Source organism: Microbacterium kribbense (genome assembly GCF_039537285.1).
Taxonomy (GTDB): domain Bacteria; phylum Actinomycetota; class Actinomycetes; order Actinomycetales; family Microbacteriaceae; genus Microbacterium; species Microbacterium kribbense.
Map to the genome: position 1 here is coordinate 481,382 of NZ_BAABAF010000001.1, position 14,039 is coordinate 495,420.

Consider the following 14,039-nt stretch of genomic DNA (forward strand, 5'->3'; position numbering starts at 1 on the left):
GTGCCCGGCCCCTCGCGGCACCGCATGCCCGACACGCCGCCCAGGCTTCGGAGGAAAGCGCGGAGTCTGGGTGCATATGCCGTGATCGATCCGAACTCGATGCGATCCTCCGAAGCCTGTGCGGCGCGGGGAGGCTCGCGCTCAGCGCCGCGTGAGCTCGTCGTGCTGCGACGCCGGCGTCGTGTGGAACCGCTTGGCCGCGTGCGCCCTCTTGTGCGCGGCCTGGATGATCGGCACGGTGATGGCGACGATGATGAAGATGATCAGCACGGCCGAGATGGGCCGGGTGAAGAATCCGCCCGGGTTGCCGTCGAACAGCAGCAGCGCGCGTCGCACGTTCGACTCGAGCAGCGAGCCCAGCACGAACGCGAGCACGAGCGGGCCGGGGTCGAAGCCGGTCTTCTTCATCACATAGCCGATGGCGCCGAACAGCACCACCACCCCGACGTCGAAGATCGAGTTGTTCAGCGTGTATGCACCGACCAGTGTGATCAGCGCCGTGATCGGCGCCAGAATCGCCGCGCGCACCTGTAGCACCTTCACGAACACCCCGACCAGGGGCAGCGCCATCAGCAGCAGCAGGATGTTGCCGACGTACATCGAGTTCACCACGCCCCAGAACAGGTCGGGATGCTCGTCGACCAGCTGGGGGCCGGGGGTGATGCCCTGGATGAGCAGCGCCCCGAACATGACGGCCATCGTCGCGTTGGCGGGGATGCCCAGAGTCAGGAGCGGAATGAACGAGCTGGTCGCGGCCGCGTTGTTGGCGGTCTCGGGGCCGGCGACGCCCTGTACGGCGCCGTGGCCGAACTTCTCGGGCGTCTTCGAGACCTTCTTCTCGACGGCGTAGCCCGCCATCGACGCGATCGTTGCGCCGCCGCCGGGCAGGATGCCCAGCAGGAACCCGATGACCGAGCCGCGCCCGAAAGCCCCGGACGACTGTTTGAGGTCCGCACGGCTGGGCCACTTCCTGCCCACCACGGCGGGGGTCAGCGTCTCGGCCCGATGGCGCTCCTCGAGCCCGTACAGAATCTCACCCAGGCCGAACAGGCCCATCGCGATCGGCACGAAGCCCAGCCCGTCGATCAGCTGCAGATTGTCGAAGGTGAAGCGCGCCGTGCCCGTGAACAGATCGCGGCCGACGGTGGCCAGCAGCAGTCCGACCGCCGCGGCGATCACCGCCTTCAGCTTCGAACCGCTGGAGATGGTGGCGACGAGCAGAATGCCCAGAAGGGCCAGCGCCGCATATTCTGCGGGACCGAACTTGAGGGCCCATCCGGCCACCAGCGGCGCGAACAGGGTCAGGCCGAAGATCGAGACGGTGCCGCCGATGAACGAGCCGATGGCCGCGATGCCCAGCGCCGTTCCCGCCTTGCCGCGTTTGGCCAAGGCGTACCCGTCGAAGACGGTGACCACCGAACTGGCCTCTCCGGGCAATCTCAACAGCACCGAGGTGATGGTTCCGCCGTACTGGGCGCCGTAGAAGATGCCGGCGAGCATGATGATGGCGGTGACCGGCTCAATGCCGAACGTCACCGGCAGGAGGATGGCGATGGTGGCCGCAGGGCCCAGGCCTGGCAGCACGCCGACGAGCATGCCGACGACCACGCCGATCAGGCAGTACAGCAGGTTGGTGGGCTCGAAAACGGTGGCGAAGCCTTCGATGACCGGTTGAAAATCCATGGGTGTCTCTTCGCCTCGTCAGAATAAGTGGGGAATCGACGTCTGCAACGCGACGACGAAGATCAGGTAGAAGGCGACGACGATCGCGACGGTGCCGATGACAGTCGACAGCCACGATTCCTTGCCCAACAGCCGAAGCCAGATGAACGTCATCACGGCGGTGGGGATCTCGAAGCCCACGTGCGGCATGGCCGCCACGTACAGAATGAGGGTGACCAGGCCCGCCAGCGCCATCCACGATGCGCGGACGAAGACCTCGCCGTCACCGGCACGGCGTCCGACGACGATCTGCACGAGCGACAGCACGACGATGGTGATCGAGACGATCAGCGGCCACAGGCCGGGGCCGGGCTGGCTGGGAGAGCCTACGCCGAACCCGATCGCGAACACGACACCGACGGTTCCCACGGTGGCCGCCGCCAACGACGCGACCAGATTCGCGATCGGTCCGGACGGGGGCGCGGTGTCATCGATCGGAATCGGCGTCGTGTCCTCGGCGGGAGGCGCTGACGGTGTCTGTTCGGTCATGACCGACTCCTTCACCGGGGGGATGCGGGGCGCGCAGCCGTGGCCGGCCACGCGCCCCCGCGGGTCACTTGCTGAGCTTGATGTCGTACTTCTGCACGAGCCCCGCGTACTTCTGGGCGAGTGCGTTCCACTCGGTGACGACCTCATCGCCCGAGATCTCGTGCGGCGTGAGCAGGTTGCCCTCGTTGAACTTCTTGTAGGTGTCGGAAGCCAGCGCCGTGTCGATGGCCTTGACCAGAGCATCCTTCACATTCTGCGGCAGGCCCTTGGGCGCTGCCACGGCACGGAACTGCGAGACCGGCACGTCGAAGCCCAGCTCGACGGCCGTGGGCACGTCCTTCAAGAACGGGTTGCGCTCGGCCGAGAAGACGACCAGCGGTGTCACCGTGCCGGCATCGATCTGGGGCTTCGCCTCACCCAACTGGATCGTCGCGACCTGCACCTGATCGCCCATCACGGCAGTCAGTGCGGGCGAGCCCGAGTCGAAGGGCACGTCCTGGCCGTTGATGCCCGCCTCGGAGAACAGGATCGCCTGCGCCAGCTGCGAGCCGGTGCCCACCCCCGTCGTGCCGTAGGAAAGCTTGTCGATGCCCTTCAGGCCATCGAAGCTCTTGATCCCCGAGTCCTTGCTGGCCACCAGCACGTAGTCGTCCTGCGAGAGTCCCTTGAGCACGGTGAGGTCTTCGAGCTTGACCTGTTCCTTCTCGGGGAGGGTGAGGTTGGTGATGGTGATCAGCGAAGCGTTCAACAGCACGAGGTTGTAGCCGTCGGGCTTCATGCCCGCCACCTCGGCGGTGGCCACTGCGCCGTTCGCACCCGGCTTGTTGACGACGGGCACGGCCACCTTCAGCTGGTCCGAGAGACCCGATGCCACGGAGCGGGCGATCAAGTCGGTCGAACCGCCGGCGGACTGGCCGACGGTGAACGTGATGTCGCCGGACGGGAAGGCGTCACCTTGCGCTGCGTCACCACCGCCCCCGCCGACGTTTCCGCCGCACGCGGACAGGGCCAGCGCTCCGGCGGCCAACAGTATGCCGAGGGCGGCAAATCTCTTCACGGTCATGTCATTCCCTTTCGGACGGGGGCTCCGCTGCCGTTGGTCGCGCCGCAGCAGCCACAGCTTCGTAGTGCTGTCGTCCACGATAAAGACGGCCATGCATGCACGTCCAAGCCATAAAGCATATCGTGTGATACCTTCACGGCATCATGTTCACACTTGACCAGCTGCGCTGCTTCACCGCCGTCGCCGAAGAACTGCACTTCGGTCGCGCTGCCGAGGTGCTGCGGATGACGCAGCCTCCCCTGAGCCGGCAGATCCAGCGACTGGAAGAACACGTCGGCGTCGTGCTGCTCGAGCGGGACAACCGCCGCGTCGCCCTCACCGAAGCCGGACGCGCCTTTCTGCGTGAGGCGCGCAGCATCCTGGCCAGTGCCGAGCGCGCCCCCGAGACCGCCCGTGAGATCGCCGCGGGCAGCAGCGGCGTGCTGCGCATCGGCTTCACCGCCGCATCGACCTACAGCGTGCTGGGCACGCTGCTGACCCGAATCGACGAGCAGTTGCCGGGGGTGCAGGTCGAGCTCGAAGAGCTGGTCACCCAGAACCAGCGTGACGGCGTGATCTCGGGCACGCTCGATCTGGGCATCGCCCGGCCGCCGTTCGACCCGGCCGTGTTCGGCGTCCGGCGCCTGTTCACCGAAGACCTCATGCTGGTCGTGCCCACGGGGCATCCCCTCGCCGACGCCGGGGAACCGCCGACGGCGGCGCAGCTGGGCGCCCAGGCGCTGATTCTGCCGGACTCGGGCAAGGCCTGGTATTTCTACGATCTCGCCGTCCGCGTGCTGCCCATCGACCACGCCCGCGTGGTGCACACCGTCAGCCAGATCGCCACGATCGTGACCCTGGTCGCCGCCCGACGCGGCATCTCATTCGTGCCGGCCTCGGCTCGGGTGCTGGGCATCAAGGGCGTGACGTACATTCCGCTGGGCCCGGCCGCCGAAGGCATCGTCGAGCTGGACGCGATCTGGAACCGTGCCAGTACCAACCCGGCTCTGCACCGGGCCCTGAGTGTCATTCACGCGGCATCCGAGGTGCTGTAAGACAGATTTGTCACATGTCTGATATGTTCTCGGGAGCACTCACGAAGGAGACCGATGGACTACACACCAGACACGATCAGATCGATCGAACTGTCTACCTTGCGGTTACCGCTGCCCGTGCCCATCTCAGATGCCAAGGTGTTCACCGGCAGACAGAAGCCGATGACCGAAGTGGTGTTCCTGATCGCCGAGATCGCCACGGCGCAGGGATTCACAGGTCATGGGTTCAGCTACTCCAAGCGCGGGGGAGGCCCCGCCCAATATGCGCACGCGAAGGAGGTCGCGGGTGTCGTGATCGGGGAAGACCCGAACGACATCGACAAGCTCTACACGAAGCTGCTGTGGGCCGGCGCATCCGTCGGCCGCTCCGGCGTGGCGACGCAGGCACTGGCCGCGATCGATGTCGCGCTGTACGACCTGAAGGCAAAGCGTGCCGGCCTGCCGCTGTCGAAACTGCTCGGTGCACACCGAGACTCGGTGCGCACCTACAACACCTCCGGAGGCTTCCTCAACGCGTCTATCGACGAGGTGCTGGATCGGGCGACGCAGTCGCTTCGCGAAGGCATCGGCGGCATCAAGATCAAAGTCGGGCTGCCGGACGGTGCCGAGGATCTCCGACGCGTGCGTGCCGTGCGCGATCACATCGGCACCGAGGTGCCGCTGATGGTTGATGCGAATCAGCAATGGGATCGCCCGACGGCGCTGAGAATGGGGCGTCGGCTCGAAGAGTTCGATCTGGTCTGGATCGAGGAGCCGCTCGACGCCTATGACGCGCATGGCCATGCCGAACTGGCGCGCGCTCTCGACACCCCGATCGCCACGGGCGAGATGCTCACCTCAGTAGCCGAACACGAGCGCCTCATCGCGGCCCATTCGTGCGACATCATCCAGCCCGATGCCCCCCGCATCGGCGGCATCACGCAGTTTCTGCGCCTGATGATGCTCGCCGACCGGGCGGGGTTGGGTCTGGCTCCGCACTTCGCCATGCAGATCCACCTCCACCTCGCCGCGTGCTACCCGCGTGAGCCTTGGGTGGAGCACTTCGACTGGCTGGATCCGCTGTTCGACGAGCGCCTCGAAACGCGCGATGGCCGGATGTTCGTGCCGGATCGCCCCGGCCTGGGTATCACGTTCAGTGGGCAGGCTCGCGCCTGGACCACGGAACGCGTCACGATCGGAGCGTGAACGGATGCGCCCGTCACGCGGTGAGACGATCGCAGTGCTGCTGTCCGACCGCATCATCCGTGGTGAGATCGCCCCGGGAGAGCGCCTGCCCAGTGAGGCTGAGCTCGCGATCGAATTCCGTGCGAGTCGCCCGGTGATCCGAGAGGCGCTGCAGCGCTTGCAGACGCTGGGCTACGTGCGCACCCGCACGGGAGCCGGCAGTTATGCGCTCACACCTCCGTCCCTGTCCGAGGGCGACGACTGGCTGTCGGCGCGCGGCCCTGCTGAGCGCGCAGAGCTGCACACTTTCCGTACCGCGATTGAGCAGGAGGCGGCGGCACTGGCTGCCCGGACACGCACCGAGTCCCAGCTGGCCGAGATCGACGACGCCATCGACCAGTTTCTTCCTGCCGTCCTGCCTGCCGATACGGTCGAGGCGGACTTTGCGTTCCACCAGGCGGTGGCGGCGGCATCCGGCAATCGGTTCATCGTCGAGGCGGTGGACCGCATCGGCGCACGCGCAATCGTGGTTCCAGCGTCGCGCATCGCCTCAGCCGAGCGTCGCGGTGACGGCATTTCCATCGTCGCGGCCGAACACGCCGCAGTGGCCGATGCCATCCGAGGCCGAGACCCGGTGGCTGCGGCAGCCGCCATGCGCGCGCACCTGTTCGCCTCGGTTACGCGACTGGGCACCGGCCGGCCATGACCACGGGTGCAATGCGTGAACGACGGGTCCGAATCACGAGCGCGCGGGCGGGCGTTCTGTGATGCTCATAGGGTATTGAACTATATAAAAATCGGTTTGTTTGGGAATGGATGACGCCGTAGCGTGAGCGGTAGAACGAACACAGTAAGAAGGAGTGCACGGTGACCAACTTCACCCCCGCGGAACTCGCTGAGCACCTGAAGGGGGGGCTGCTGTCCTTTCCCGCGACAGCCTTCACGCCCGACTTCGAATTCGACGAGCCCACCTACCGCGACCATGTCGCATGGCAGGCGCGCTACGACGTGGCCGGGCTGTTCGCCGCAGGCGGCACCGGCGAAGGCTTCAGCCTGACCCCGGAAGAGAACGCGCGGGTCGTGCGCGCGGCCGTCGCTGCGTCGCGCCCCGAGGTTCCGGTGCTGGGATCGGTGGGCGGCTGGACCAAGAATGCCGTCGCCAACGCGCAGGCGGCCGAGGCAGCCGGCGCCGAGGGCGTGCTGGTGATGCCGCCGTACTTGACCGAGTGCTCTCAGCAAGGCCTGATCGCCCATGTCGGCGCCGTCGCCGAGGCGACCCGCCTGCCTCTGATCGTCTACAACCGCGCCAACGCCGTGTACTCGGCCGACACGGTCGTCACGCTGGCCGACCGCTACGAGAACTTCATCGGGTTCAAGGATGCCTTGGGCAATATCGAGCAGCTCGCGAAGGTGACAGCCAAGGCCGGCGACCGCCTGTTCTACCTGGGTGGTCTGCCCACCGCGGAGACCTACGCCCTGCCGCTGCTGCAGATGGGAATGAGCACGTATTCGTCGGCGATGTTCAACTTCGTCCCTGAGTTCGCGCTCGAGTTCTACCGCGACGTGCGTGCGCAGGACCGCACGGCCGTCGTCGAAAAACTCAAGCGATTCGTGCTGCCGTACCTCGAGATCCGTGACCGCGGCAAGGGCTTCGGAGTCTCGATCGTCAAGGGCGGGTTGCAGGCCATCGGGCGCCCGGTCGGCCCGGTGCGGCCGCCGCTTCACGACCTGGGAGCCCAGGACCTGGAGGACCTGAAGGCGCTGATCGCTGAGGCAGGCGTCGCCCCGGCCGCAGATCACGAGAAGGTCCTGGCATGATCACCTTCGAGCTGACCGGCCACTCCCTGATCGCCGGTCGCCCCGTCGCCGGCACCGGCGCCGAGTTCCGTGCAATCGCTCCCGCCACCGGCGAGCCGCTGGAGCCCGCCTACTCGCAGATCGACGTCGACCAGTTGCGTGAGGCGACCGCTGCCGCCGCTGCCGCATTCACCTCGTTTTCGTCGCTCCCGCCTGAGCGGCACGCTGCGTTCCTCGAAAGCGTGGCCGATGAGATCGACGGAGTGCGCGACCTGGTGGTCGAACGCGCCGCGCAAGAGACCGGGCTTACCGCGGTGCGCCTGACGGGCGAGGTTGCTCGCACGACCGGGCAGCTGCGCATGTTCGCCGGCGTCGTGCGCAGCGGTCTGTTCCGCGGCGTGCGCCTCGACCCCGCCCGCCCCGAGCGCACCCCCGCCCCGCGCCTGGACATCCGCCAGCGCAAGGTCGCCCTGGGGCCGGTCGCTGTCTTCGGGGCATCCAACTTCCCGCTGGCCTTCTCGACCGCCGGCGGCGACACCGCCTCGGCGCTGGCCGCCGGCTGCCCCGTCGTGTTCAAGGCGCACAGCTCGCACCCCGGCACCAGTGAGATCGTTGCCGCCGCGATCACCCGGGCAGTGCGCTCGCATGACCTGCATCCCGGCGTGTTCTCGGCCATCTTCGGCCCCGGTCGCACGGTGGGGCAGGCCCTGGTGACCGACCCGGCCATCCAGGCGGTCGGCTTCACCGGCTCACGTCTCGGCGGTCTCTCGCTCGTCGCGGCCGCGGCCGCGCGCCCGGTGCCGATCCCCGTCTACGCCGAGATGAGCTCCGTCAACCCCGTATTCATCCTTCCCGGGGCCCTGGCAGGTGACGTGAGCGACCTCGCCGCCGGATACGTCGCCAGCGCCGTGGGTTCCAGCGGCCAGCTGTGCACACAGCCCGGCAGTGTCTTCGTGCCCGCCGGCGAACGCGGCGACGCGTTCGTCGCCGCCGTCGGCGAGGCGATCACCGCGGCCGTCGGCCAGACAATGCTCTCGCCCTCGATCGCCGGCGCCTGGCGTGACGGCGTGGCCACCCGCGACGAGCACGCCGAAGTCGCGGCCCGCGGTGTGGCCGGTCCGGGTCCGAATGCTCCCGCGCCGGTCATCCACGCGACCGGGCTTGAGTCGTTCGTCTCGAACGACGTGCTGCACGCAGAGATCTTCGGTGCCGCCTCGCTGATCGTGCGCTATGACGATGTGGCCGACCTGCCCGCCGCAGCCGAACGCCTTGAGGGGCAGTTGACCGCGACGCTGCATCTCACCGAGGACGATGTCGCGCAGGCCGCGGCACTCATCCCGGTGCTCGAGCGCAAGGTCGGGCGCATCCTGGCCAACGGTTGGCCGACCGGCGTCGAGGTGGGACACGCGATGGTGCACGGCGGCCCATTCCCATCGACGAGCGACTCGCGCACCACGAGCGTCGGCTCGCTGTCGATCGAGCGCTTCCTGCGCCCGGTCGCCTATCAGAACCTGCCGGAGGCACTGCTGCCCGAGCCCGTCAAGCAGGCCAACCCGTGGGGTGTGCCGCGGCTGGTCGACGGACAGATCGAAGGGGCCCGATGACCTCGCCCACGATCGCCCGCGTCGAGGTCGTGCCGGTCGCCGGTCATGACTCGATGCTGTTGAACCTTTCGGGCGCCCACGGTCCGTTCTTCACTCGCAACGTCGTGATCGTCACCGATTCCGAGGGCCGTGAGGGCATCGGCGAAGTACCGGGCGGTGAGCCGATCCGCGCGACGGTCGAAGAGGCGGGCGGAATGCTGGTGGGCGAGCCGGTCGCCAGGTACCGCTCGCTGCTGCGTCAGGTCGCCGACCGATTCGCCGATCGGGATGCCGGCGGCCGCGGCCAGCAGACCTTCGACCTGCGCACGACGATCCACGCCGTCACCGGGCTGGAGGCCGCCCTTCTGGACCTGCACGGCCAGTACCTCGGCGTACCGGTGGCCGAGCTGCTGGGCGACGGCCAGCAGCGTCAGAGCGTGCCCATGCTCGGCTACCTCTTCTACGTGGGCGACCCCGACGCCACTGACCTGCCCTACCTGCGCGAGCCGCACGGCGGCGACGCGTGGCAGCGCGTGCGCCGCGAGAAGGCTCTGGACCCGGCCGGCATCGTGCGACTGGCCGAGGCCGCCACTGAGCGCTACGGCTTCACCGACTTCAAGCTCAAGGGCGGTGTGTTCGCGGGCGACGAAGAGGCCGACGCGATCGAGGCCCTGGCGGCGCGGTTCCCCGACGCGCGGATCACGCTCGACCCCAACGGCGGCTGGCTGCTCGAAGAGGCTGTACGGGTCGGCAAGCGCCTCCGCGGTGTGCTCGCCTACGCGGAAGATCCGTGCGGAGCGGAGGGCAAGTTCTCGGCCCGCGAGATCATGAGCGAGTTCCGCCGCCGCACCGGCCTTCCGACGGCCACGAACATGATCGCCACCGACTGGCGCGAGATGGCGCATGCCGTGCGCACCAACGCAGTCGACATCCCGTTGGCCGACCCGCACTTCTGGACGATGGCCGGCAGCGTGCGCGTGGCTCAGCTGTGTCGCGACTTCGGGCTGACCTGGGGCTCGCACTCGAACAACCACTTCGACATCTCACTCGCGATGTTCACACACGTCGGGGCGGCCGCGCCCGGCGAGATCACCGCGCTGGATACGCACTGGATCTGGCAGGATGGCCAGGACTTGACGGTGAAGGCGCCGCAGATCTCGGGCGGTGCGGTGCAAGTGCCGACCGCACCCGGCCTCGGAGTGACACTGAACCGCGAGCGGCTCGCCGCGGCGCACGAGCTGTACCTTGAGCATGGCCTCGGGCAGCGGGACGACGCGGCGGCCATGCAGTACCTCGTGGAGAACTGGACGTTCGACCCGAAGCGTCCCTGCCTGGTGCGCTGATCGCACGTGCCGGCACCAGCGCGGCCTCGGGCTTGCGGTGCGACCCGACGACGGCGGGTTCCGCATCAGGGTCGGCGCGGAACCGACGCAGGATCTCGAAGAGGAACGCCTCACTCCATGGGCATCACGAGCGAGATCCGCTGCGCGGCATCCTGCAGCGCCGGCAGCCACCGGTGCAGCGTGTCGACCGTCGCCCGGAACGCCGGTGCCGCGATCGAGATCGCGGCACGCGCGAGTGGGACGGGTTCGCGCATCACCGGCGCGGCGATGGCACGGATGCCCACTTCGTGCTCTTCGTCGGCGACGGCCCAGCCCTGCTGCGCGACCTTCGTCAGTTCGCGGCGGAACTCCGCCCGGTCGGTGATGCTCTTGGCCGTGAACGCGGTCAGCTCGAGCGTGTCGACGAGGTGGCGCTGCGTCTTCTCAGAGCTCATCGCCACGAGCACCTTGCCCTGCGCCGTGCAATGCAGCGGGCCGAGTGTGCCGGGGCTGCCGGTGACACTGACCGAATGCGGGCCGCGCACATAGTGCACGTAGAGCTGGTGGGTGCCGCTGAGCACCGCCATCAGCGTCGCCTCGCCGGTCTCGGCCGCCAGGTCTTCGAGAATCGGGCGCGCGACGCCCGTCAGTCCCCGCGCCTGGGCCACGGTCTGGCCCAGCACGAACGTCTCCAGGCCCAGCGTGTAGCGCCGCGTGCGCTTGTCCAGCACGGTGTAGCCGCGCTGCGTCAGCGACGTGAGCAGCCGGTAGGCGGTGCTCAACGGCACGCCGCACTCGTCGGCGAGTTCGGTCGCCTGCCGGCCCGCGGCATCCACCGATACGGCGTGCAGCAGGTCCAGTGCCTTGTCCAGCATGTTGCGGCGGCCATTCACCGGCAGCGCAGTCAGTTCAGTCATCGCGTCATAGCCTCAAAGAACCTTATCCAAGAACGCCCGGGTGCGATCATGCTGGGGATGCTCCAGCACCTGCGTCGGAGTGCCCTGCTCGACGATCCCCCCGTCATCCATGAAGACGACGCGGTCCGACACTTCGCGCGCGAACCCGATCTCGTGCGTGACGATCACCATCGTCATGCCCGCCAGCGCCAGGTCGCGCATCACGGCGAGCACTTCGCCGATGGTCTCGGGGTCGAGCGCGGAGGTCGGCTCGTCGAAGAGCATGAGCTCGGGGTCCATCGCCAGCGCGCGAGCGATCGCCACCCGCTGCTGCTGCCCTCCGGACAGCTGCCGGGGGAACGCGTCGCCGCGCCCTTCGAGCTTGACCTTCGCCAGCAGCCGCTCGGCCGCGGCCTTCGCCTGCGCGGTGCCCACCTTCTTGACCTTGCGCGGCGCCAGCATGATGTTGTCGATCACCTTCAGATGGGGGAACACGTTGAACGACTGGAACACCATGCCCATCTGCTCGCGCGCCGCGCGCAGATCGGTGCGCGATTCGCCGATGTGATGGCCGAGCACCGTCACGGATCCGGAATCGAAGGTCTCGAGGCCGTTCAGGCAGCGCAGCAGCGTGCTCTTGCCCGAGCCGGACGGGCCGATCACGCACACGACCTCGTTCTGCCGGACGTCGAAGTCGATCCCCTTCAGCACCTCGACCGATTTGAACGACTTGTGCAGCGCGCGAACCGATATCGCAAGTCCCTGCTCGCCCGCCGGTGCGGGCACGATCGGCTCGTTGTTCATGCGAGCCTCCTTTCGAAGTGGCGGCCGAGCAGCGCGAGCGGGTACGAGATCACGAAGTAGAGGGCCGCCACGATGAGGAACACCGTCAGCGGTTCGTTGTTGATGGTGCTCACGATATGGCCCTCCGACGTGAGCTCGGTCACGCCGATCACCGACGCCAGCGATGATGCCTTCACCAGCGAGATGAGGAAGCCGATCGCCGACGGCATCGCTATCTTCAGCGCCTGCGGCAGGATCACGTGGCGCATCTTGGTGAAGTAGCCCATCGCCAGGACGTCCGCCGCCTCGGACTGCCCCTGTGGGATCGCGAGGATGCTGCCGCGGAAGATCTCGGCGATGTATGCCGCCGCGTAGATCGACAGGCCGATGATCCCGGTCGTGATGGCCGACAGGGTCAGCGCCGGCAGCACCAGGGGCAGGGCGAAGTACATGAAGAACAAGATGATCAGCGGCGGAATGCCGCGGATGACGTTCGTGTAGATGTTGCTGATCCAGCGCGCCACGCGCAACGGTGAGGTCGCGGCGACACCCAGCACCAGCCCGACGATCGTGCCGATGATCGCCGACGCGACCACGAGGACCACCGTCAGCACGAGCCCGGCGAGCAGAGCGGGCATGAAGCTCAGCACGTCTGACATGTGTCCTCTCCCTTCCCGGTCACCAGCGGAACAGCGTTCGCTCGGCCAGTCGCGATGCCCCCGCCAGGATCGCCGAGACGACGTAGTACATGGCGGCGGCGAAGGCGAACAGCTCGATCGTCAACTGCGTCTGCGACACCAGCTGGTTCACCTCGTTGGTCAGCTCGTTCAGCGAGATCACCGACGCGACCGAGGAGAACAGGAACAGCACGATGAACTGGTTGGTCAGCGCCGGCAAGACGTTGCGCAGAGCCGGCTTGAGCGACACGTGCACAAGCGTCTGCCACTTCGACAGGCCCAGCACGGCCGCCGCTTCGTGGAGGCCGACCGGGACCGATTCGAGCCCGGCGCGGAAGATCTCCGCAGTGTATGCGGCGTTGTTCAGCGTCAGCCCGAGCAGCGCCGATGTGAACGGGTCGAGGTTGATGCCGAGCTGTCCGAGCCCGAAGAAGAACAGGTACAGCTGGACCAGTAGGGGGGTGTTGCGGAATATCTCGATGTAGATCCTGCTGGCCCAGCTGGCAACCGGGTTCCGGCCCGACTTCGCGACCGCGAGCGGCACGCCCAGGAGGGACCCCGCGATGAACCCGACCACCGCGATGAGCACGCTCATGCCGAGCGCGCTCAGCATCTGCGGCAGATAGGTGGCGGCGATCGCGAAGTTCATCGTGACGGGTCAGGGCTGGTTGGTGATGATCGCCGGCAGATCCTCGTGGAACCACTTCTGATACAGCTGCGCGTCCTGACCGGAGGCGATCAGGTTGCGGATGAAGTTGTTCAGATAGTTCAGCCAGATCTGCTGGTCGGGCAGGACGCCCATCGAGATGAGATCCGGATCGATCGGCGGGATGTTCAGCGTCGCCAGATCAGGATTCTTCTTGGTGATGTCCTTGACGGTCGTCGACTCCTCCATCGCGGCATCCGTCTTGCCCGACTTCAGGGCCTGGAGCGCATCGGCGATGTTGTCGAACCGAACCGGCTTGGCCTTGGGGAAGTTGTTCGTGATGATCGTGTCGTTTGTGCTGCCCCGGGCCACCGCGACCGTCTTGCCGTCCAGATCCTTGAGGCTCGTGATCGGGTTGCTCTTGCGGAACAGGACGCCCGCGCCCTGCGCCTTGTAGGGGATCGTGAACGCGACCTGCTGGGCGCGCTGGTTGGTCGCGGTGTACGACGAGATGTTGACGTCTGCCCGCTTGGACTGCATGACGGACAGCCGGGCGGTTCCGTCGATCGAGACCAGATCGAGTGTGACGCCGAGGGATTTCGCCAGCGCTGCGGCGATGTCCGGCTCGTATCCGACGATCTTGCCGTCTGGCTGCTTCACGCTGCTGGGCGGGAAGTCGGGGAGCACGGCCACGCGCAACGTGCCGCGTTTGATGACCTGCTGGAGGGTGTTGGAGGTGCTTGCCCCCGCTGCGGCGCTGCTGCCGCCGCCGTCTGCCGTGCACGCGGTGAGCGTCAGCGGGACGACGGCGAGGGTCAGGGCCAGCAGTGAGAGTCCGGTCTTGCGTCTGATCTTCATCGATG

General features: G+C 67.4%; 14 protein-coding genes. 6 read left to right on the top strand and 8 right to left on the bottom strand.

Annotated elements, in window-relative coordinates:
- Positions 1 to 141: 141 nt before the first annotated feature.
- The 3 genes from ABD705_RS02170 to ABD705_RS02180 form a co-directional block, all read right to left on the bottom strand.
- Positions 142 to 1,683, bottom strand: a complete 1,542-nt coding sequence (locus ABD705_RS02170; protein ID WP_344780041.1) for a tripartite tricarboxylate transporter permease — start codon at positions 1,681 to 1,683, stop codon at positions 142 to 144.
- Between the two features lie 18 nt (positions 1,684 to 1,701).
- Positions 1,702 to 2,211, bottom strand: coding sequence for a tripartite tricarboxylate transporter TctB family protein (locus ABD705_RS02175; RefSeq protein WP_344780043.1), 510 nt, complete (start codon positions 2,209 to 2,211; stop codon positions 1,702 to 1,704).
- Between the two features lie 64 nt (positions 2,212 to 2,275).
- On the bottom strand, positions 2,276 to 3,274 hold the full coding sequence (locus tag ABD705_RS02180; protein WP_344780045.1) for a tripartite tricarboxylate transporter substrate binding protein: 999 nt from the start codon (positions 3,272 to 3,274) through the stop codon (positions 2,276 to 2,278).
- Between the two features lie 143 nt (positions 3,275 to 3,417).
- On the opposite strand from ABD705_RS02180, the gene ABD705_RS02185 reads away from it, so the two are divergent.
- The 6 genes from ABD705_RS02185 to ABD705_RS02210 all read left to right on the top strand — a co-directional run bounded on the left by ABD705_RS02185 (position 3,418) and on the right by ABD705_RS02210 (position 10,195).
- Positions 3,418 to 4,308 carry a LysR family transcriptional regulator gene (locus ABD705_RS02185; protein WP_344780047.1) on the top strand — a complete coding sequence of 297 codons (891 nt, stop codon included), beginning with the start codon at positions 3,418 to 3,420 and terminating at the stop codon, positions 4,306 to 4,308.
- Between the two features lie 54 nt (positions 4,309 to 4,362).
- Entirely contained in the window at positions 4,363 to 5,493 is a 1,131-nt protein-coding gene (locus tag ABD705_RS02190) for an L-talarate/galactarate dehydratase (protein WP_344780049.1), read from the top strand.
- 34 nt (positions 5,494 to 5,527) lie between these two features.
- A complete protein-coding gene (locus ABD705_RS02195) occupies positions 5,528 to 6,178 on the top strand; it encodes a FadR/GntR family transcriptional regulator (protein WP_344780052.1) in 651 nt (216 codons plus the stop codon).
- Positions 6,179 to 6,339: 161 nt separating this feature from the next.
- Entirely contained in the window at positions 6,340 to 7,290 is a 951-nt protein-coding gene (locus tag ABD705_RS02200; protein ID WP_344780054.1) for a 5-dehydro-4-deoxyglucarate dehydratase, read from the top strand.
- The gene (locus tag ABD705_RS02205; protein ID WP_344780056.1) at positions 7,287 to 8,873 is read left to right on the top strand and encodes an aldehyde dehydrogenase (NADP(+)); all 1,587 of its coding nucleotides are present in this window, start codon (positions 7,287 to 7,289) and stop codon (positions 8,871 to 8,873) included. The genes ABD705_RS02200 and ABD705_RS02205 overlap by 4 nt, the downstream gene beginning before the upstream one ends.
- On the top strand, positions 8,870 to 10,195 hold the full coding sequence (locus ABD705_RS02210) for an enolase C-terminal domain-like protein (protein WP_344780059.1): 1,326 nt from the start codon (positions 8,870 to 8,872) through the stop codon (positions 10,193 to 10,195). Before ABD705_RS02205 ends, ABD705_RS02210 begins: the two co-directional genes overlap by 4 nt.
- Before the next feature lie 110 nt (positions 10,196 to 10,305).
- Here the strand turns inward: ABD705_RS02210 and ABD705_RS02215 are convergent, their stop codons facing one another.
- The 5 genes from ABD705_RS02215 to ABD705_RS02235 are packed head-to-tail and all read right to left on the bottom strand — an operon-like array spanning position 10,306 to position 14,034.
- Positions 10,306 to 11,091, bottom strand: coding sequence for an IclR family transcriptional regulator (locus ABD705_RS02215; RefSeq protein ID WP_344780061.1), 786 nt, complete (start codon positions 11,089 to 11,091; stop codon positions 10,306 to 10,308).
- 12 nt (positions 11,092 to 11,103) lie between these two features.
- A complete protein-coding gene (locus tag ABD705_RS02220) occupies positions 11,104 to 11,874 on the bottom strand; it encodes an amino acid ABC transporter ATP-binding protein (protein ID WP_344780063.1) in 771 nt (256 codons plus the stop codon).
- A complete protein-coding gene (locus tag ABD705_RS02225) occupies positions 11,871 to 12,512 on the bottom strand; it encodes an amino acid ABC transporter permease (protein ID WP_344780065.1) in 642 nt (213 codons plus the stop codon). The genes ABD705_RS02220 and ABD705_RS02225 overlap by 4 nt, the downstream gene beginning before the upstream one ends.
- Positions 12,513 to 12,531: 19 nt before the next feature.
- On the bottom strand, positions 12,532 to 13,179 hold the full coding sequence (locus ABD705_RS02230; RefSeq protein ID WP_344780067.1) for an amino acid ABC transporter permease: 648 nt from the start codon (positions 13,177 to 13,179) through the stop codon (positions 12,532 to 12,534).
- A 9-nt stretch (positions 13,180 to 13,188) separates the two neighbouring features.
- Positions 13,189 to 14,034, bottom strand: coding sequence for a transporter substrate-binding domain-containing protein (locus ABD705_RS02235; protein ID WP_344780069.1), 846 nt, complete (start codon positions 14,032 to 14,034; stop codon positions 13,189 to 13,191).
- Positions 14,035 to 14,039: the final 5 nt, after the last annotated feature.

What these genes read in the sequence shown, in the direction of transcription:
- ABD705_RS02170 (WP_344780041.1), bottom strand. Translation starts at nt 1,683, where the DNA reads ATGGATTTTCAACCGGTCATCGAAGGCTTCGCCACCGTTTTCGAGCCC.
- ABD705_RS02175 (WP_344780043.1), bottom strand. Translation starts at nt 2,211, where the DNA reads ATGACCGAACAGACACCGTCAGCGCCTCCCGCCGAGGACACGACGCCG.
- ABD705_RS02180 (WP_344780045.1), bottom strand. Translation starts at nt 3,274, where the DNA reads ATGACCGTGAAGAGATTTGCCGCCCTCGGCATACTGTTGGCCGCCGGA.
- ABD705_RS02185 (WP_344780047.1), top strand. Translation starts at nt 3,418, where the DNA reads ATGTTCACACTTGACCAGCTGCGCTGCTTCACCGCCGTCGCCGAAGAA.
- ABD705_RS02190 (WP_344780049.1), top strand. Translation starts at nt 4,363, where the DNA reads ATGGACTACACACCAGACACGATCAGATCGATCGAACTGTCTACCTTG.
- ABD705_RS02205 (WP_344780056.1), top strand. Translation starts at nt 7,287, where the DNA reads ATGATCACCTTCGAGCTGACCGGCCACTCCCTGATCGCCGGTCGCCCC.
- ABD705_RS02210 (WP_344780059.1), top strand. Translation starts at nt 8,870, where the DNA reads ATGACCTCGCCCACGATCGCCCGCGTCGAGGTCGTGCCGGTCGCCGGT.
- ABD705_RS02215 (WP_344780061.1), bottom strand. Translation starts at nt 11,091, where the DNA reads ATGACTGAACTGACTGCGCTGCCGGTGAATGGCCGCCGCAACATGCTG.
- ABD705_RS02220 (WP_344780063.1), bottom strand. Translation starts at nt 11,874, where the DNA reads ATGAACAACGAGCCGATCGTGCCCGCACCGGCGGGCGAGCAGGGACTT.
- ABD705_RS02225 (WP_344780065.1), bottom strand. Translation starts at nt 12,512, where the DNA reads ATGTCAGACGTGCTGAGCTTCATGCCCGCTCTGCTCGCCGGGCTCGTG.
- ABD705_RS02230 (WP_344780067.1), bottom strand. Translation starts at nt 13,179, where the DNA reads ATGAACTTCGCGATCGCCGCCACCTATCTGCCGCAGATGCTGAGCGCG.
- ABD705_RS02235 (WP_344780069.1), bottom strand. Translation starts at nt 14,034, where the DNA reads ATGAAGATCAGACGCAAGACCGGACTCTCACTGCTGGCCCTGACCCTC.